This is a genomic window from Endozoicomonas sp. NE40, assembly GCF_040549045.1.
GTDB lineage: Bacteria > Pseudomonadota > Gammaproteobacteria > Pseudomonadales > Endozoicomonadaceae > Endozoicomonas_A > Endozoicomonas_A lisbonensis.
In genome coordinates, this window is record NZ_JBEWTB010000002.1 from 4,473,556 (window position 1) to 4,491,889 (window position 18,334).

The following is an 18,334-nucleotide window of genomic DNA, read 5'->3' on the forward strand; positions in this document are numbered from 1 at the left end:
TAACCATCCTTCGCTTTTGCGAACGGGCTGGTGCGACGGGTCTTTTCTCAAGTATCTCACAGCACGAGCTGTCAGCTCAGACGTCAGGAAATTTCATGAAAGATAACGACAATATGACATCGGATTGGGCCTTTGAAACTCAGGCTATTCGTACAGGATCTATTCGCAGTGGGGAAAGGGAACACAGTGAGGCGATTTATCTGACCTCCAGTTTTGCCTATGAAAGTGCTGAACAGGCGCAGGCCGTTTTTGCCGGTGATCAGGAAGGGAATGTTTATTCCCGCTATACCAACCCGTCCGTCAAAATGTTTGAAGACCGTATGGCTGCCCTGGAAGGGGGAGAGATGGCCTGCGCTTCCTCTTCGGGCATGGCAGCGATTCTGGGCATGTGTATGGGGCTGTTGAAAGCTGGCGACCATGTCATCTGTTCCCGCAGTGTATTTGGAACCACCTTTACGGTTTTTGCTAAATACCTCGATAAGTTCGGTGTCAAAACCACTTTTGTTGATTTCACGGACTATAAGCAGTGGCGAGATGCCGTACAGCCAGAGACTAAGCTGCTGTTTCTGGAAACACCCTCCAATCCCCGGGGTGAAGTGGTGGATTTGGAAGTGATAGCAGGCATCGCCCATGACAATGGTGCTTTATTGATGGTCGACAACTGTTTCTGCACACCGGCTCTGCAGCAGCCATTAAAACTGGGAGCTGATATTGTTGTGCATTCCGCCACCAAATACATTGATGGGCAGGGTCGCTGTATGGGAGGCGTTGCTGTAGGTAAGGCGGAACTGATTGAGGAAATGCATCTGTGGCAACGGGCGGCGGGTGCCTGCCTCAGCCCGTTCAATGCCTGGAATTTTTACAAAGGGCTGGAAACCCTCAGCCTGCGTATGGACGCACACTGTTGCAATGCTATGGCACTGGCAGAATGGCTTGATAAGCATCCTGCTGTTGAAGTGGTTCATTATTCAGGTTTGCCATCCCATCCCGGACATGAGCTGGCTAAACGACAACAGAAAGCTTTTGGTGGCGTACTGGCCTTTGAAGTCAAGGGCGGACGCAAAGAAGCCTGGACGGTTATTGATCAGGTTCAGATCATGTCCCGCACTGCCAACCTGGGCGATACCCGAACCACCATTACCCACCCGGATACGACTACTCACTGTCGCCTGTCTGATGAAGACAAGGCTCGCTCCGGCATTACCGAAAACCTGGTGCGAATTGCCGTTGGCCTGGAAAATATTGAAGATCTGAAACGTGATCTTGAAAGGGGGTTAAGCCAGCTTTAATCTGAAAAAATTTTCACGCTGAATAGCACCTGCCGATATAAACAGGCAGGTCTGCCCCCTAACCTCCAATAACAACAGGTTCACTTGAATGAATGAGTTGCACCAGTGCGTTCATGGTCTTAATGATCTGATTAAGGGTAAGGGGCATGAAGTGCGACTGGCAGTCTGTTGTCTTCTGTCCGGAGGACACCTGCTGGTGGAAGACCTGCCCGGTATGGGCAAAACCACTCTGGCTCATGGGCTGGCAAGGGTGATGGGGCTGGATTACCAGCGCATTCAGTTCACCAGTGACCTGCTGCCTGCGGATATCATTGGCGTGTCCGTCTATGAAAAACAGACCGGTTCCTTTCGTTTTCATAAAGGACCGGTATTTTCCCAGCTGATCCTTGCTGACGAGATCAACCGCGCGTCCCCCCGGACCCAGAGTGCCTTGCTGGAAGCCATGGAGGAGCGGCAGGTGACGGTTGAGGGGCAAACTCTGACACTGCCATCGCCTTTTTTTGTTATAGCGACTCAGAACCCCACTGCACAGGAAGGCACCTTTGCCTTGCCGGAGTCACAACTGGATCGTTTTTTAATGCGCATACAGTTGGGCTACCCGGATAAAGAGTCAGAACTGTCCCTGCTGAAGGGTGAAGCAGGCCGCAGCCGGCTGCATGAATGCCAGCAGGTACTCTCGCCGTCGACCCTGAAGAGTGGACAGCTTCAGGTTGAAGCGGTTCATGCCAGTGACCATTTTCTGAAGTACCTGCTCAGAGTGGTCACCGCTACCCGTCTTTCCAGTGATTTTGTCACCGGTTTATCGCCTCGTGCCAGTCTGTCGCTGTTACAGGCCAGCAAAGCCTGGGCGTTATTGCACGACAGAGATTATGTGATACCGGAAGACCTGCAAGCTGTTTTCACCGCCGTGGCTGAGCATCGACTGCTAAGTCGTGGTGCCGGGCTGTCAGCAAAAGAGCTGTTAGCCACTGTTGATGTCACGGACTGAGGTGATCTGCCATGGCAGGCTTGCAATCATTGAAGCAGAAAGCACGACAGCTGGTTCTGGGCAACATCGCCCCGGCTCGACAGGTGACGTTAAACCAGCGACGTATTTACATCCTGCCCGGCATTGCCGGAATACTCTGGTTGCTGGTGGCTTTCCTGCTGTTCCTGATGGCGGTGAATTATGCCAACAGCCTTGCTTTTGCCATGTCGTTTTTTATGGTCAGCCTGTTTATGCTGGCGATATTACATACCTGGCGAAACCTGGCGGGACTGACCATCCGAAGCCTTGGTGGTGACCCTGCCCACGTTGGACAGCCTGTGCGGGTAAAGCTTGAGATAGACGGCCATAATCGTGAACGCATTGCCATCAAAGTGGGCTGGCCGGACCATGAAAACCTGAATGTCGATACTCTGGACTCAACGCAGATCGACTTACGTATTACGGGACAGAAGCGCGGGTGGCTATCCCCGGGCCTGTTACGAATTGAAAGCCTGTATCCTCTCGGACTGTGCAAAACCTGGAGCTGGCTCTCCCTGGAAACAGGGGTGCTTGTTTATCCGGCGATTGATGATCGCCTGCCTCTGCCATTAAGTCAGAATGCTAATGGCACTCAGACGGGGGCCATAATGCTCGGGCAGGAGGAGTTTGCCGGTGTTCGTCGCTATCAGGCCGGTGATTCCAGCGGCCATGTTGACTGGAAAGGCTTTGCCCGCCGGCACGAATTAAACACGAAAATTTTCGACCAGCCGGTTGGGCTGGATTGCATGTTGTCACTGAATGATACGCCGGGTCATGAACTGGAAGATAAACTCCCGGTACTCACTGCCTGGTGCCTGCGATGTGAACGACAGAAGCGGCCTTATGGCCTGTCTCTTCCGGGAGTCAGCATCAGTCCTGGCATGGGGCAGCGGCATTTGAGTGAGTGTCTCCAGTCTTTAGCCCTGTTTCAGGTTAAGAGCTTTCAGGTTGAGAGCTTTCAGATTCAAACGGATGCTGAACATGCCTGACACTCACCAACTGGAAGAAGGCATCAGTCGTACGTCAGTGATCTGGTTGCTGGTGGCTCAGGTGATGGTGTTACTGCCATTGCGATCGGTTCTGCCTGTGCCGCTGCTCGCCATTGCTTTACTCAGTGTGATATGGCGTCTGACATTGTGGTATGGGCGATCTTTCTGGCCACCGCTCTGGCTGCGCGCTGTGCTGATAGTCATGGCACTGGGGACGGTTGTAATCAGCTTTCAGCCATTATTGACACTGGAGTCGATGGTATCGGTCCTGGCTGTTGCCTATTCATTAAAACTGCTGGAAATGCGCTACCGGCGGGATGCCCTTGTGGTCGTCTATATTGGTTTTTTTGTTGTCACCACCAGTGTCCTGTTTTCCCAGAGCTTGCTGCAGGCTGCCTGGCTGGTTCTGTGCCTGGTGGTACTAATTGCGGCTCAACAGGGGCTATACCGACGAACGGATTTTTTACCGGTTGCCAGCAGCCTGCGTTATGGTCTTGTACTGGTGTTGCAGGCGGTGCCATTAACCGTCGTTCTGTTTATTCTTGTGCCTCGCCTGGATCCATTATGGTCTGTTCCTCAGCCTGATTACAGCGCAACAACAGGTGTTAGTGATCGTATGGCTCCGGGAGATATAGCCCGTTTGAGCCAGTCCGACGAACTGGCTTTCAGGGCTGTTTTCGATGGCAGCCTTCCCCCGGCCACTGAACGTTACTGGCGAATGGTGGTGATGGACCAGTTTGACGGGAAAAGCTGGTATCAGTCGTCAACCACCGATCTGGCCAGCAAGGGCATCGCAGTGACTGAATGGCAGCAGGATCAACGCCAGCCTGCTGACTGGTGGTTACAGCAGCCCAACGGCTATCGTTACGAAATTCTGCTGGAGGCAACCGGCTTTCCCTGGCTGGTGACCATGGGACCGGCAGCAGAGAGTCAGGGACGATTTCTGCTGTTGCGAACCATGCGACTGGAAGCGGGAAGCCGGCTCTATGAACGTCAGGTGTATTCTGTTTCCGGCAGTAGCCCGGTGTTTACGGACGACTTGCCAGACTGGCTGCGGAAGCTGAATTTGCAACTGCCCAGGGGAAACCCTCAGGCTCGGCGAACGGCGCGACGATGGATGCTGCAGGCAAAAGGGCAGCCGGAACAGCTGGCTATGCGCATTATGCGTTTTTTTCAGGAGCAGGGGTTTGTTTATACCCTGTCACCTCCGTTAATGGCGGGGGAGAGTATCGACCGTTTTTTGTTTTCTGAACAGCAGGGGTTTTGTGCGCATTATGCGGGTGCATTTGTCTTTATGATGCGGTCGGCGGGTGTGCCTGCCAGAGTGGTGTCCGGTTATCAGGGCGGGGAACTTAAGCCTGAACAAAACATGATTCAGGTTCGTCAGTTTGATGCCCACGCCTGGGCGGAAATATGGGTCAGAGGCAAAGGCTGGGTGCGTTATGACCCTACGACGGCTATTGCACCGGAACGCATTTCAGCGGATTTGCAGACTGCACTGGGACTTGAAGGCGGCTTCCTTAATGAGAAACCACTGTCATTACTTCGTTACCGTCAGGTGCCTCTGCTGAACCAGTTCAGATTGTTTTATGAGAACCTTGAATATCGCTGGCAGCGTACGGTCATTGATTATCAGCGAGAACAGCAGCAGGCTTTACTGAAGCAATGGCTTGGGGCGGATCAGCTGCAATGGAGACAAACCACTTTACTGGTGGTGGTTGTATTAATGGTACTTGGGGGGAGTAGCCTGCTGCTGTTATACCGGCGTGATAAGAAAGATGAACTGAGTCGTTTATATAGCCGTTTTCTTGGCAAGCTTCGGCGGTCAGGGGTTCAGTTACAGGATGGCGAAGGGGAGTTGAGCCTGGCAAGGCGTATAGAAACAGAACATCCTGAACTGTCAGACGCAGTATGGGCATTTATAAGGGAATATATTCAATGTCGGTATGCCAGTCATAAAACGGTTGAGGCCAGGCAGATAAAAAGCCTGAAGATCAGGCTGAACTCGGTTCGCTAGCTAACGGTTGATTGTAATAAGGTCTAAGTTTGTCATTCAGGTCGTTGATAAATTTGCGTGCCAGCGCCAGTTCGTCCGAACTTAAATGAAGAGAGTTCGCATCCAAATTATCTTCAGCCGTATCCAGATAATCGATAAGCCGGTCACTGTCTTTTCCGGGGTCCTGCCCATCTTTGATCAATTCAATAAGGCGATCCACTTCTTCCGTCAGCCACTGCATCCGGGCAGCAATCGGCATGCCGTCTTTGACAGGCAGTATCCCGTCAAGAGCCTGTTCCAACTGTCGTTTGATAATAAGGGGGGAATGAGTGGTAGGGCGGAGGCGGGCCTGGCTTGCCGGTGTGTCCATATTGAGCTGCTGGTGCTCTACACGAAGCTGTTCCCCAATAGCGTTTTCAGGGAATACCAGATATATCCTGGGAGGCTCAGGTTTTGTGTCGGGGTGATTCAGGTAGTACTGAATGGCCATGTGGGCGATCTGAGCTTCGCTGTTTACCGGCAGGTTCATATAACGGCTGAGAATGGGTATGGCGATACTCACTGACCCCTGATTATGAGCCTCCCTGATAGCACTGACATAAGCATTAAACAGTCGGGCTGTTGGCTGGCTGTCCCATTGCTCAGGCAGAATGGTGTGGACAATCTGTTTAAAGCCCAGCTCCGATACTTTACCGGCAGCGGTTATCATGGAATGACCGGATTCCAGTGTCTGTAGCTGATCAAGAAGCCCGCGCTGGTTAAGGGCTGGTTCTCTGTCGGCCAGTGTTTCAAGAGTCGGGGTGGTTCGGCGCTGTTCAGAACGATGGGGGCAGACAATAGTATCAATGCCTGGATGGACCTTATGGTTGATTCTGGTAATGTCGCCGCTGAACAGATTGACCTGACCATTTCTGAAGCTCAGTACCGATAAGGCCGCAGAGGGCTTGGCAACAGGCGTGGGCGAGGCATTGCGATGCTTCAGCTTTGTACCAGTGGGAAGAGTACTGGACCCGGGCTGTGGCATATAGGGCGTTGTATTGGCGATAGCCCGGTATCGACGTCGGTAGATAGAAAAATTTTGAATCCCCTGAGTCTCCAGGCTTTGTTCAATGAAGGTTTCTACCGACAGCCAGTCCCTGCTGTCGACGAGGGTTTTAAGCTGGTTCATCTGTTTCATCAACGGAAGGTTCTGGTCACTGTAACCCTTCATTTTGACTTTAAAAGCTTCACTGGCTATTTCCGATGCCAGCTGTTGCAGTGATGCAGTGTTTTTAGCTGATGGTCTGGTTTTTTGCCGTTTAAGAGCAGGGGGGGAAGAGGCTATCAAGGGATCGTGGTGGCTGGTATCGCGCTCTCTGATATCAGGAGGGCTGCTCCAGTCTGGCGTACTTTTGAGGGAACGTCCGACATGGCTGGAGAGAACCCGAACAGGCTTGTCTTTAAACCACCCCTTAAATGATTTTTTCAACCACTCTTTGATGGTCTGTAACCTTGGGCGGGTTTTGGTACCAGACAGGGGGTTCATAGTGTTTTCAGGTGATCGTTCAGTCCTTGATATACCTAAAGTATAAGCCGCTGTATAACCGTCACCGTTCTGGGCGGGCGACATAAAGGCCGGAAAAAGTGGCTATCAATTGACCGTCGCTGAAGACTTCCACATCCAGTTCCAGTCGGGCGCTGCGATTTTCCTGCAGGCGACGGTAAAACGCTTCTGGTACCGGGGAACGACATACCGCCCGCAACCCCGAGCGCCCGGGTTTCAGGTACTTCATCGTTTGTTCAGCAATAACAACATCGGTTTTTGGGGATTGTTCGGGTAATAGTAGCGTCCGGGCGTGCAGCATGGTAAAAGCCCAGCCACACAGGGTGGCAATGGTGGCAATGCTGCCACCAAAGGCGGTGCCTTTGTCGTTGATATTGGGTGCCAGTGGACAACTCAGGCTGAGCTGTCCGTCCCTGAACTCATCCAGAGACAGCTCCATGGCGGTTAACAGGGGAATTTCGGCCATTACCCAGTCTTTAAAATCCTGCGTCAGTTGTGGTGTCTGCATGCTCAGTACCTGACCTGATAAGAAAAACCCCTGACGGGCAGGGGTTTAGAAGAGTTGAACTATTAAACTATTCAATCAGCGTGCTCTGGCAATGATATCATCAGCGGCTTTCTGGTATAACTCAACCTGGTCAAAGTTCAGGTAGCGATAGACTTCAGCAGCCATGGAATCAAGGTTTTTGGCAAATTCCATGTACTCTTCTGCGGTCGGGATTTTGCCAAGAATGGCACCTATCGATGCCAGTTCCGCAGAGCAGAGGTAGACATTGGCCCCGTCGCCCAGCCGGTTCGGGAAGTTACGGGTTGAGGTGGACAGAACAGTAGCGCCGGGTTCTACCCGGGCCTGGTTGCCCATGCACAGGGAGCAACCGGGGATTTCAGTACGGACATTGCTGGCCTTGTAGATGTCGTAAAAGCCTTCCTGTTCCAGCTGCGCCTTGTCCATCTTGGTTGGTGGAGACATCCAGAAACGGGTCTGCAGTGGATCACTGTTCTGTTCCAGCAGGCGACCGGCAGCCCGGAAGTGACCAATATTGGTCATGCAGGAACCCAGAAATACTTCATCGACCTTGTCACCGGCCACGTCAGAGAGAGTACGGGCATCGTCCGGATCATTCGGCGCGCACAGGATAGGTTCTTTGATGTCGGCCAGATCGATATCAATCACTTCGGCGTATTCGGCATCCTTGTCGGCACGCATCATGGCCGGGTTGGCCAGCCACTCTTCCATCTTCCGGGCGCGACGTTCCAGAGTGCGCTGGTCGCCATACCCTTCGCTGATCATCCAGCGCAGCATGGTGACATTGGATTTCAGGTATTCCGTGATGGAGGTTTCTGACAATGTGATGGTACAGCCCGCAGCCGAACGTTCTGCAGAGGCATCAGACAGTTCAAAGGCCTGTTCAACGGTGAGGTCTTCCAGACCTTCAATCTCCAGAATCCGACCGGAGAAAGCGTTCTTCTTACCCTTCTTCTCAACCGTCAGCAAGCCCTGTTTGATGGCATACAGGGGAATGGCATGAACCAGGTCACGCAGGGTAATGCCAGGCTGCATTTCACCCTTGAAGCGCACCAGTATGGATTCCGGCATATCCAGAGGCATGACACCGGTTGCGGCGGCAAAGGCTACCAGCCCGGAACCGGCCGGGAAAGAGATACCCAATGGGAAACGGGTGTGTGAATCACCGCCGGTTCCCACGGTGTCTGGCAGCAACATACGGTTCAGCCAGCTGTGTATGATGCCATCGCCGGGACGCAGTGAAACACCGCCACGGTTCATAATGAAATCAGGCAGGGTGTGGTGAGTTTCCACGTCAACAGGTTTGGGGTAAGCGGCTGTGTGACAGAAAGACTGCATCACCAGGTCGGAAGAGAAGCCGAGGCAGGCCAGGTCTTTCAGTTCGTCGCGGGTCATGGGGCCGGTGGTGTCCTGGGAACCTACGGTGGTCATTTTCGGTTCACAGTAGGTGCCGGGGCGAATACCTGTCACACCACAGGCTTTGCCGACCATTTTCTGGGCGAGGGTAAAGCCTTTGCCGGAATCTTCCGGGGCGGCAGGACGACGGAACGTTTCAGAATGTCCGAGGTCCAGGGCTTCCCTGGCTTTTTCCGTCAGGCCGCGGCCAATGATCAGGTTGATACGACCGCCTGCCTGTACTTCATCCAGGATAACGTCGGACTTTAAGGTAAACTCGGACAGTACCTCTCCGGATTCGGACAGGATTTTGCCCTCGTAGGGGCGAATCTCAATGACATCGCCCATATTGAGTTTATCGACAGGTGCTTCAAAGACCAGCGCGCCGGCATCTTCCATGGTGTTAAAGAAGATAGGTGCTACTTTGCCTCCTATACAGATACCTCCGGCCCGTTTGTTAGGTACGCCGGGAATATCATCACCAAAGTACCACAGAACGGAGTTGGTGGCTGATTTACGGGAAGAGCCGGTACCGACAACGTCGCCAACAAAAGCAACGGGCAGACCTTTAGCCTTAACCGCGTCGACCTGCGCCAGAGGCCCGGTAACACCGTGCTCTTCCGGTTCCAGCCCGTCCCGTGTCATTTTGTACATGGCACGGGCATGCAGTGGGATGTCCGGGCGTGACCAGGCGTCCGGAGCGGGTGAGAGGTCATCGGTATTGGTTTCACCGGAGACTTTAAAGACCGCCACTTCGATGCTTTCAGGCACGACTTCGCGTCGGGTAAACCATTCAGCATCAGCCCAGGATTTAAGAACCTCCACGGCATTGGTGTTGCCCTCTCTGGCTTTTTCTTCAACGTCGTGGAAGGCGTCAAATACCAGCAGGGTTTTCTTCAGCTGCTCTGCTGCCAGTTCACCCAGTTCTGTGCTGTCGAGCAGGCTGATCAGTGTCTCGATGTTGTAGCCACCGAGCATCATTCCCAGCAGCTTTACCGCTTTCTGGTTGTCAATGAGTGGTGACTCTGTCTCTCCCCTGATAATGGCTGACAGGAATCCGGCTTTAACATAAGCGGCTTCATCAACTCCGGGAGGAATACGGTTTTCCAGCAGGTCCAGCAGGAATGCTTCTTCACCTGCGGGGGGGCTTTTCAGCAGCTCAATAAGGCCGGTTACTTGTTCGGCACTCAGCGGCTTTGGTGGGACACCTTCTTCAGCACGCTCTTCGACGTGTTGTCTGTAGGCTTCTAGCACGTATATACCCTCTCATCTGTGCTGCCTGATCGTAGGATTTCATCAGTGATGAAGCGGTGGGCGATCAGATGCAGATGTTCCTGATGAAAATTATGTTCTGCACAGTTACTGCAGGTCCTTGTGCAGGTGTAAAAAGCAGGGCTGAACGATTTATTCCGGAGTTATCCCGGAGTTACCTCAGAGTTAACCCGGATTTAGCCCATTGCCGGTAGTCCCTGTTGTCATTAGTCCTTGTTGTCCGTGGCCATAATTGATGGATTTCTGCACTGTTTATTTTAGGGTCAGAAGCCTGACCATCGGCACCGGCGGCGCGGGCAGTATATCGGATAGTGCGGTATAAGTTAAGTGAAAGCCGAATTGTAAGGTGGCGAGCTGCGCCACCTTAATCGTGTTTTATATCGCCGGACTGCTACTGAACGATTTCGTAGCAGGGCTCATAATGGCTGCCGGGCAGTTTCATACGGTACTGGTCAACAAATGACTGGAGCAGGGCGTCAACTTCATTCATTAGCTCTGCATCGCCACTGAGTTGAAAAGGTCCGTGCTGGCGTATGGCAGCCACGCCGTCTTCCTTGATGTTTCCTGCCACCACCCCCGACATGGCCTTACGCAGGTTGGCGGCCAGTTCGTGTGTGGGCAGGGACAGGCTAAGTTCCAGGGCGGACATGCTGGCATGGTTGGGCTCAAAGGTTTTCCGGAACTGTTCGTCAATGGTCAGTAGCCAGTTAAAGTAATAGGCATCGCCCTGTTTGCGGCGGAAACGGGTGACCTGTTCAAGGCCGGCACGCAAGGTTCGTGACACTTCCACAGGGTCATCAATAATGATCTGGTAAAGCGACTGAGCTTCCGGCCCCAGGGTTTTACCAATAAAACGGTCGATCTGTTCAAAATAAGGTCTGGCCGATGCCGGGCCGGTAAATACCAGAGGGAAGGGTATCTCCCTGTTGGCAGGGTTAAGCAGTATGCCAATGATATAGAGGATTTCCTCGCAGGTGCCGGGGCCACCGGGAAACACAATAATACCATGCCCCAGTCGTACGAAAGCTTCCAGACGTTTTTCTATATCTGGAAGGATGATCAGCTCGTTAACAATCGGGTTGGGTGACTCGGCTGCAATGATGCCGGGCTCGGTTAGACCAATAAAACGCCCCCGGCTGACCCGCTGTTTGGCATGACCAATATAAGCCCCTTTCATCGGGCCTTTCATGGCGCCCGGCCCACAGCCAGTGCAGATGTTCATATAACGCAGGCCCAGCTGATAGCCGACTACTTTCGTATACTCGTACTCTTCCCGGCTGATGGAGTGACCGCCCCAGCACACTACGGTATTAGGCAGCTGTTTGGTAATAAAGGCATCGGCATTACGCAGGATTTCAAACACCATGTGGGTAGTGTCTGTGGTGCTGTGCTGGTCAAAGCGGGGGTCTTCTGTGATATGGGCAGAGACATAAAGAATGTCTCGCAGCACAGAAAAGAGATTTTCCCGTACGCCCCGGATCAGCTTGCCCGCGACAAAAGCGTCCGCAGGCGCGTTATAAAGCTTCAGCTTCAGTCCGCGCTGCTCCTGGATAATGCGAATATCAAAATTCTGGTAAAGAGCCATCAGCTCTTCGGCGCTGTCACCTTCATGCTCTCCGTTCAATACTGCCAGAGCGCACTGTCGGAACAGGCGGTGTAAACCTCGTTTGCTGGTGTCCTGTAGTTTCTGTACTTCCCGGTTGGATAATACGCGCATGCTCCCCACGGGGTTGACCGTGGTGGTGATGGTGTATACAGAGGTGTGGTTTGTTGTCATGTTCGAACACCCTGACTATTTCGGAGACAGGGTTATTATATGGCGATAGTCTGAAATTTATCAGTCTTGACGAATGGCGATTCCTCTGACAAATTCAGAGTGTTTGGGTTGATTATTCAATACCTTGTGTCACTATTTTTGTATCACTAGCTTTTTTATCACTAGCCTTATTCCACGATTTTATTCACAACCGGACATCCTTGTTTCTCGCCTTGTTCTTGTCTTAACCCTTTTGTCTTCGATGTCCGGAATGTTTATGAGGTGCCTATCATGCCGGTTCAGAAAGTGGCTGATTTTTTAGCTGCTCACCGTGTACCTTACAGGACTCAGCGGCATACACCCGCCTTTACAGCCCAGGAAGTTGCAGAGCAGGCTCATATCAGTGGTCACAGGGTGGCAAAAACCGTCGTCGTCAAACTGGATGGTAAAATGGCGCTCTGTGTTTTACCCGCCACAGAACGAGTAAATTTCAGTATGCTGCGCCATGTCGCAGGCAGTCATACGGCAGAACTGGCCACGGAGGAGGAGTTTGCCAGCCATTTCCCGACCTGTGAACCGGGGGCGATGCCGCCTTTTGGCAATCTGTATGGTTTGCCGGTTTATGCCATGGAGACCCTTAAGTCAGGTCGAACCCTGGCTTTTAACAGTGGTGACGCTTCTGAACTGCTGGTGATTGACTGGGAGGACTTTGATGAGCTGGTACATCCCGTGGTATTGACTGACCGGCAGAAGGCAGCGATCGCTTGATGGTATTGCCTGACGAGGTTTTGCTCTCTAATATGTGGGCTGTGGAACTCAGCACAATAATAATAACAGTTGTCCAGAGGATGCAGTGTCGATGTCTGATAATCATGCAAATACTTCCCAGTCCACCGAAATCCGCAACCAGTCATCCGTAGAAGAAAGTGTGATCGTGGTTGATGAACATAATCATATTACAGGCGCAGTCAGTCGCCAGCAGATGCGCAGGGAAAAACTTTGCCACCGGGCAACTTATGTGTTCGTTTTTGACTCTGAAGGACGTGTGTGCGTACAGGAACGTACGATGACCAAGGACCTTTACCCCGGTTTTTTTGATCCTGCTACTGGCGGTGTCGTCGCTGAAGGTGAAGAGTATGACGAAGCCGCTTATCGAGAGCTGGAAGAAGAACTGGGGATCTCCGGTGTGCCATTGACCGCGCACTGTCATTTTTACTTTCACAACGACGACTGTCGGGTATGGGGGAAGGTCTACAGCTGCCAGTACGATGGTGAGCTGACCCTGCAGGAAGATGAGGTGGCTGCGGTTGTCAGGGAAAAGCCGGAACATATTTTGTCCAATCGCTTTCACAGGAACTACACGCCAGACAGTTTAACGGCTCTGGAGCGGCTTATGAGCCTGCAGTCAGTGGAAGGCTGAAGAAAGCTGATGTTAATATAACATTCTTGTTTTTCAGGCAGTAATGAGAACATCAATATGTTTACCGGTATCGTCAAAGGTGTGTTTCCTGTCAGCGCTATTACGAAGAAAGAGCAGTTTGCAACCCTGTCGGTGGCTTTGCCACCAGAGCTTCTGAGTGGTGTTGAAACCGGGGCCAGTATTGCGATTAATGGCACCTGTCTGACAGTAACGGGGTTCAGTGAATCCGAAGTTACCTTTGATGCCATGCAGGAGACACTGCGGGTCACAAACCTGGGAGAACTTGAGCCGGGAACGCTGGTGAATATCGAAAGGGCTGCCCGCTTTGGTGATGAAATCGGCGGCCACCTGTTATCCGGGCATATTCACGATACCGTGGTGGTTGACAAGGTGATTAACACCCCTGACAACACGACCGTGTTTTTCCGGTTTGATGCCCGCTGGTCCGATTATATTCTACCCAAGGGTTATATTGCCCTTAACGGTTCCAGCCTGACCATTGGCGAGAAAGTAAAAGACAATCGTTTTTGTGTCCATCTGATTCCGGAAACCCTGAAACTCACCACGTTTGGTAACTGTCAGGTTGGGGACAGGGTGAACCTTGAAATCGACAGCCAGACGCAGGCTGTCGTCAATACCGTTAAAAGCTATTTGAAAAAGGCTATCTGAACGCCAACCACTGTTACATAAAATTCATGACGGAGTTTTCAGGCAGCCGCAGCAGCGGCTGCTGCTCTCAGTTTGTCGTAAGATTTCTGCTGTTTCGGTTTCAGGGCTGTTTCGGCTAATCTGAGATGGAAGCGGGCTTCGTGATCTCCCTGGCTGCCCGCAATGATCAGTAACTGCACCGCCATATCGAGATTCTGTACAACACCGTGACTGCCATACAGGCATTTCATGCCCAGTTCTCTGGCAACAGGCTGCAATGCTTTGATGTCCAGTTCCCTGAGGTGTTTGCTGGCAGTTTCCAGTTGTTGCTGACTGGTCTTATAAACGTCAGGATCTCTGGTGTGGAATATCAGGTCTCCGGTTGATCGTCGGTGTTCAATCAGCTTGATGGCCTGTTGTTGTGTCAACGGGTCGCTCTGCTGAAGCGCCAGTTCGACCAGTCGTGTCATTCCTTTGGTAAAGTCGTGGTGATCCTGTTCTTCTTCCAGACAGATCATTGCCAGCCTGAGTCTGGCAGCCCGGGTTATAACGGCATTGTGAGCGGCATCAAGTTCCTGACTGTGAAAGCTCTCCAGTTGCTCCAGCTCGTAGCGTATCGTTCGGTCTCCTGCCTGCCATGCCGTAATCAGGTGTTCGAAGGCTGCATGGACGTCATTGAAGCTGAATGTCCTGCTTTGCTCTCTGAGCAGCAGTTTGCCAAGACAGCGATTAGCCAGCGGGTCGGATGGGTTTCGTGCAAGAGCCTTTTCATAACACGATTTAGCCAGAAGCGTGTTGTTGAACCTGGTCTCCAGTAGCAGCGCCAGTCCTGTCAGGTTGATGAGTGGATCTGTTTCTGCCTGTTCTATCACCTGCTCTATCCGGTTGATGTCCAGTGGCTGGCCTGCCAGCTGACAGAGCTGAGTTGCCTCAATGCAAAGTTCCGGATGTGACAACAGTTTGTCAGCACATTTCAATAGCTCTGGTGCCAGTGACTCTTTGACGTCGGGACGTTCGTTAAATAGTTGTTCAACCGCTTTAATCGGGAACTGTTTTGCCACAAGGTGAACTAATCCCTGCCAGGATGGGTTGTCATGATGTTGCTCAATGATTCCCAGCAGGTGGGTGATGGCAGCCGGGTTCCCTGCATCAACCTGTTCCAGTGCTTTCTCCAGTTCTTCCACGTCAGGCCCGCAAACCACCAGGGCTCCGGTGTTTTGTCTGAGCAGAGAGGACAGGGAAAGGGTTTTTGCATCGGGCTGGATGCAGTCAGCAGGCAGCGGCAGGGGAACTTCAATATCAATGGGAACGGGCAGCTTTAATACAGCTGTTCGTTTAAAGGCTGTCCGTATAGATTCCATATCCACAAATTCAGGCGGTTCCAGACCATCGCCTTCTGCTTCTTCCGGTGCCGGATAAGCGGCTTTAGGGGCTGGCTCACTGACGTCTTCTGTCGCTTTAAATGATTGATAATTGTCGTCTTTCTCCTGAACGGGGCGGTCTTCAATGGCGAGTGAAAACTGCAGCAGTTGTTTTTTGTAACGTTGCACCACTTTGTTCAATGCCCAGCTGAAAAAGCGGTCAATGCGGGATCGTGAAGTAGGAACCAGTTTGAGATCAACCCTGTCGAGCTGTTTCAAATCAACCGCACCACCCACAATTTTTAACTGGGCATCACAAATAAGGCGCTGATGACGGGCGGCTCGCTTGATAAACCATTTGATGATGGGATTTTTCATGGATTTGGGCAGCTTAACACCACTGGTTGCCCCGGCGCTTCTGTCCTGCGACGGTGGGTAAAGCAGTTTTGTGACTGCTTTGAGATTGACTTCGGCTTCGGTAACATGAACCGATCCGAAGTTCTCGCCATCCAGAACCACTTTAACCTGCCCCATGGTGACAGGACCGGCTTTTAAACGGTCAAAATTCAGCTCACCTCTGGATATAACGGGCGTTATGGTTTTGGCACCGGTTTCCGGATCTTCGCGAACAAACAGTTTGGGAGAAGTTCTTTCGATTGAAATAGTGGTGCTGAGATCAAGTGGAATGTGTTGACCATCGACCAGCACTTCCAGCACGCCTTCACTGTTTAGAGCCAGGTCGGGCCTGATCGTTGTAACGTGTTTATTGGTTGTTACTGCTACCTTGCCCTTCAGTTTTACATGGCCTTCGGGCAAATGAATACCATTACCACTACGGGAGAGTTCAAAGGGCTGTGATACATAGGTATTGAGATCCGGTATCTCTCCCGTGACGGTCAGGTTCTCGCCCAGCTTCATGCAGTGAATGCTGGCGGGTTTGGTTGCTGTTAGTTTCAGCTTACCCCTGATAAGGGTGTCCTCTCCGAGAACCTTCTCTATCCCTTTCCCTTCGGGCGCACTGATGTCGATTTTTACATTGCCAATACTAACATCAGCATCCAGCCCGGCAGGACGCATGCTTAAGCCTTGTGGCGATGGCCGGGGTTTGCCATCCGTCAGGGTGACATGGCTGTTTATTCCTGTGACGGTCACCGTGGCATCCAGGTCGCCCTGATTCTTTACGGACAACCTTTCTACATTGGCTGCTATATGTTCACAGCCAGAGAGACGAGCTTCCCCGGTACCCGCACCCTCAACATTACGAGTCAGGTCAATATTAATGCTGCTGGCTGAAAATTGTGTTCTGCCCGTCAGCGTCATCAGATCACTGGTTTGCGAGGGCTTCTTTTGAGGAAAAGGGCGTACTTCATCGTCAGGAATTATCGGAGTGTCTGACGGCTGTTCGGAATAAGGAGGTGGGGGGTTATCTGAATAGGGTGGAGGCTGGTTCAGAGGCAAGGCTATATTTTGCCACCGGGCAAACGGGCTGGACGGTGTAAGAACCTCTTTCAGCTCGTTGACCACTTCCAGTGCGTTATCAATATTCCCTTCCGCACGACCACACTGAACATTCAGGCGTCTTGGAGTCTCTCCCTTTCTGGCAGCTGGCGCGGCTTCTGTATCAGGAATTTTGGGACGGTAATCCAGGTGGATGTCTGAAAATGCACCGTCAGCCTGCAGCTCCCCTTTAGTAGCAACCGTTACTTTCCCCAGTTTTGCAGACAGCCGGAAATTCAGCTGTCTGAACAGGGCGTCAATGAGTGGATCTGGCGAAGCTTTTACACTCTTGAACAATGAGGCAGCGCCGGCGGTGGCGAATTCAGGGAGTTCAACATTGATCTCCTGAGCATTCAGGGAAACAAAATTGGGTGCCTGAGTCACCTGACCGATTTCTTTCAACAGGCCATAACCGGCAGACAGGGCGTTCGGAGCCGTAATGTAGTTAAACAGCATTTGTCCTGCACTGCCTGAAAGTCCAGCCTTTATACCGCTGGCGGTTACGTTGGCTTTAACCACCTGACCGTCTGGCATATCAACGGCTGTTGTTGCCTTCAGTTCTGATATTTTGAAAACAGGACACATCTTGCCACCCGGGCCTTTGACAAAGTCTATGCCTGCAATGCAGACATTAACGTTGTCGAGTACGATTTGTCCTTCCGGGGTATTGAGTACCAGATGGTCCAGAGGAATATCAATACGCACGCTTCTGGGTTTCCCCTGTCCGGAGTGGCTCGCGGCGTAAAAATCTCTCACGGAGGCCAGAAACTTTGAGAGAGGCTCAATCACCTTTTTTCCGTTGGAGGCAAGGCTTTCATAGGATTGAGCAGCTTTCTCACATTCACGACAGAGAGCGGCAGCCTGTTCGCGTTGTTTAGGGAGTGCCTGTTGCTCTTCTTCCAACTCTTTTTTCAGCGCTGCTTTTTTTTCCTGAAGCTCTCTGGTTCTGGATGCTTTGAAGAGCTTTAGTTGACCCGACCCGTTTTCCAGTTTTTTGATTTTATCTTCAAGTGTCTTAATTTTTTTCTCGGTGTCTACACAGAGATTTCTGGCTTTCTCATACTGTTTCTTAGCCGCTTTCTTGATTTTTTTGCTCTCTTCAAGCTCTTTTTTGTCCATTAAATAGCCAGTTGATGCGACGATTTTTTTGGCTATTTTTGAGATCAGTGAAGAAAATGCAGAGCTTTTCGATTGGTAGGCCAACGGTTGTGACGCTTCGGTACTGGTCTTGTGCAATGGTTGGCTATGATCAGCAGCGACGTCGACCTCACTGTGACGGGCGGGTGCGTGACTGCTTTGCGTTGCTCTTGTGTCTGGTTGCAGTTCGTGGACGCCGGGTTTTTCCAGGCTTTTTCTGGACGGAGAGGGTCTGGTGTCAGGGGCTTCTACCACGGACCTGAGCAGATTTATTTCCTGTTCAAGCTTGTCAATCTGGCGCTGTTCAAGGTCTGGCATCCGGTTTAATGCACAGGCTTTGTCGTGTACCTTTGACTGAGAGGCAGGCACTTCTGTATATGAGACCTCCTGCCCGTTATGTAGACCTTTTTCCGTCGTCTGTTCGCCTCTCTTTGCTTTGTTAGAGGTTTGCAGAACGTCGGAATGTCCTCCTTTAGGCCCAATCCTGTTCATGTAACAT

The 18,334-nt window shown here is 51.8% G+C and carries 12 protein-coding genes; 7 read left to right on the plus strand and 5 right to left on the minus strand.

Going from position 1 to position 18,334, the window contains the following annotated elements; translation table 11 throughout:
- Nucleotides 1-95: 95 nt before the first annotated feature.
- The 4 genes from V5J35_RS21255 to V5J35_RS21270 all read left to right on the plus strand — a co-directional run bounded on the left by V5J35_RS21255 (nucleotide 96) and on the right by V5J35_RS21270 (nucleotide 5,301).
- Entirely contained in the window at nucleotides 96-1,289 is a 1,194-nt protein-coding gene (locus V5J35_RS21255; RefSeq protein ID WP_354009061.1) for an O-succinylhomoserine sulfhydrylase, read from the plus strand.
- An 88-nt stretch (nucleotides 1,290-1,377) separates the two neighbouring features.
- A complete protein-coding gene (locus tag V5J35_RS21260; RefSeq protein ID WP_354009062.1) occupies nucleotides 1,378-2,277 on the plus strand; it encodes an AAA family ATPase in 900 nt (299 codons plus the stop codon).
- Between the two features lie 11 nt (nucleotides 2,278-2,288).
- Nucleotides 2,289-3,284: a DUF58 domain-containing protein gene (locus V5J35_RS21265; protein ID WP_354009063.1), complete on the plus strand. Its 996-nt coding sequence runs from the start codon at nucleotides 2,289-2,291 to the stop codon at nucleotides 3,282-3,284.
- Nucleotides 3,277-5,301, plus strand: coding sequence for a transglutaminase TgpA family protein (locus V5J35_RS21270; protein WP_354009064.1), 2,025 nt, complete (start codon nucleotides 3,277-3,279; stop codon nucleotides 5,299-5,301). The genes V5J35_RS21265 and V5J35_RS21270 overlap by 8 nt, the downstream gene beginning before the upstream one ends.
- Here V5J35_RS21270 and V5J35_RS21275 read toward each other — a convergent pair.
- From V5J35_RS21275 to ppnN, 4 genes are all read right to left on the minus strand, one after another.
- Nucleotides 5,279-6,805: a macro domain-containing protein gene (locus tag V5J35_RS21275; RefSeq protein WP_354009065.1), complete on the minus strand. Its 1,527-nt coding sequence runs from the start codon at nucleotides 6,803-6,805 to the stop codon at nucleotides 5,279-5,281. The genes V5J35_RS21270 and V5J35_RS21275 overlap by 23 nt on opposite strands.
- 61 nt (nucleotides 6,806-6,866) lie before the next feature.
- Complete coding sequence (locus V5J35_RS21280) at nucleotides 6,867-7,331, minus strand: YiiD C-terminal domain-containing protein (RefSeq protein WP_354009066.1); 465 nt, start codon at nucleotides 7,329-7,331, stop codon at nucleotides 6,867-6,869.
- Nucleotides 7,332-7,406: 75 nt separating this feature from the next.
- Nucleotides 7,407-9,998, minus strand: coding sequence for a bifunctional aconitate hydratase 2/2-methylisocitrate dehydratase (gene acnB, locus V5J35_RS21285; RefSeq protein ID WP_354009067.1), 2,592 nt, complete (start codon nucleotides 9,996-9,998; stop codon nucleotides 7,407-7,409).
- A gap of 409 nt (nucleotides 9,999-10,407) precedes the next feature.
- Nucleotides 10,408-11,793, minus strand: a complete 1,386-nt coding sequence (gene ppnN, locus V5J35_RS21290) for a nucleotide 5'-monophosphate nucleosidase PpnN (protein WP_354009068.1) — start codon at nucleotides 11,791-11,793, stop codon at nucleotides 10,408-10,410.
- 270 nt (nucleotides 11,794-12,063) lie between these two features.
- Here ppnN and V5J35_RS21295 point away from each other — a divergent pair, with 270 nt between their 5' ends.
- The 3 genes from V5J35_RS21295 to V5J35_RS21305 all read left to right on the plus strand — a co-directional run bounded on the left by V5J35_RS21295 (nucleotide 12,064) and on the right by V5J35_RS21305 (nucleotide 13,861).
- A complete protein-coding gene (locus V5J35_RS21295; RefSeq protein ID WP_354009069.1) occupies nucleotides 12,064-12,540 on the plus strand; it encodes an aminoacyl-tRNA deacylase in 477 nt (158 codons plus the stop codon).
- Nucleotides 12,541-12,631: 91 nt separating this feature from the next.
- Nucleotides 12,632-13,192, plus strand: coding sequence for an NUDIX hydrolase YfcD (yfcD, locus tag V5J35_RS21300; protein WP_354009070.1), 561 nt, complete (start codon nucleotides 12,632-12,634; stop codon nucleotides 13,190-13,192).
- 57 nt (nucleotides 13,193-13,249) lie between these two features.
- Nucleotides 13,250-13,861 carry a riboflavin synthase subunit alpha gene (locus V5J35_RS21305; RefSeq protein ID WP_354009071.1) on the plus strand — a complete coding sequence of 204 codons (612 nt, stop codon included), beginning with the start codon at nucleotides 13,250-13,252 and terminating at the stop codon, nucleotides 13,859-13,861.
- A gap of 38 nt (nucleotides 13,862-13,899) precedes the next feature.
- Here the strand turns inward: V5J35_RS21305 and V5J35_RS21310 are convergent, their stop codons facing one another.
- Entirely contained in the window at nucleotides 13,900-18,327 is a 4,428-nt protein-coding gene (locus V5J35_RS21310; RefSeq protein WP_354009072.1) for a hypothetical protein, read from the minus strand.
- Nucleotides 18,328-18,334 lie beyond the last annotated feature (7 nt).

What these genes read in the sequence shown, in the direction of transcription:
- yfcD (WP_354009070.1), top strand. Translation starts at nt 12,632, where the DNA reads ATGTCTGATAATCATGCAAATACTTCCCAGTCCACCGAAATCCGCAAC.
- ppnN (WP_354009068.1), bottom strand. Translation starts at nt 11,793, where the DNA reads ATGACAACAAACCACACCTCTGTATACACCATCACCACCACGGTCAAC.
- V5J35_RS21310 (WP_354009072.1), bottom strand. Translation starts at nt 18,327, where the DNA reads ATGAACAGGATTGGGCCTAAAGGAGGACATTCCGACGTTCTGCAAACC.
- V5J35_RS21305 (WP_354009071.1), top strand. Translation starts at nt 13,250, where the DNA reads ATGTTTACCGGTATCGTCAAAGGTGTGTTTCCTGTCAGCGCTATTACG.
- V5J35_RS21295 (WP_354009069.1), top strand. Translation starts at nt 12,064, where the DNA reads ATGCCGGTTCAGAAAGTGGCTGATTTTTTAGCTGCTCACCGTGTACCT.
- V5J35_RS21255 (WP_354009061.1), top strand. Translation starts at nt 96, where the DNA reads ATGAAAGATAACGACAATATGACATCGGATTGGGCCTTTGAAACTCAG.
- V5J35_RS21270 (WP_354009064.1), top strand. Translation starts at nt 3,277, where the DNA reads ATGCCTGACACTCACCAACTGGAAGAAGGCATCAGTCGTACGTCAGTG.
- V5J35_RS21260 (WP_354009062.1), top strand. Translation starts at nt 1,378, where the DNA reads ATGAATGAGTTGCACCAGTGCGTTCATGGTCTTAATGATCTGATTAAG.
- V5J35_RS21280 (WP_354009066.1), bottom strand. Translation starts at nt 7,331, where the DNA reads ATGCAGACACCACAACTGACGCAGGATTTTAAAGACTGGGTAATGGCC.
- V5J35_RS21265 (WP_354009063.1), top strand. Translation starts at nt 2,289, where the DNA reads ATGGCAGGCTTGCAATCATTGAAGCAGAAAGCACGACAGCTGGTTCTG.
- V5J35_RS21275 (WP_354009065.1), bottom strand. Translation starts at nt 6,805, where the DNA reads ATGAACCCCCTGTCTGGTACCAAAACCCGCCCAAGGTTACAGACCATC.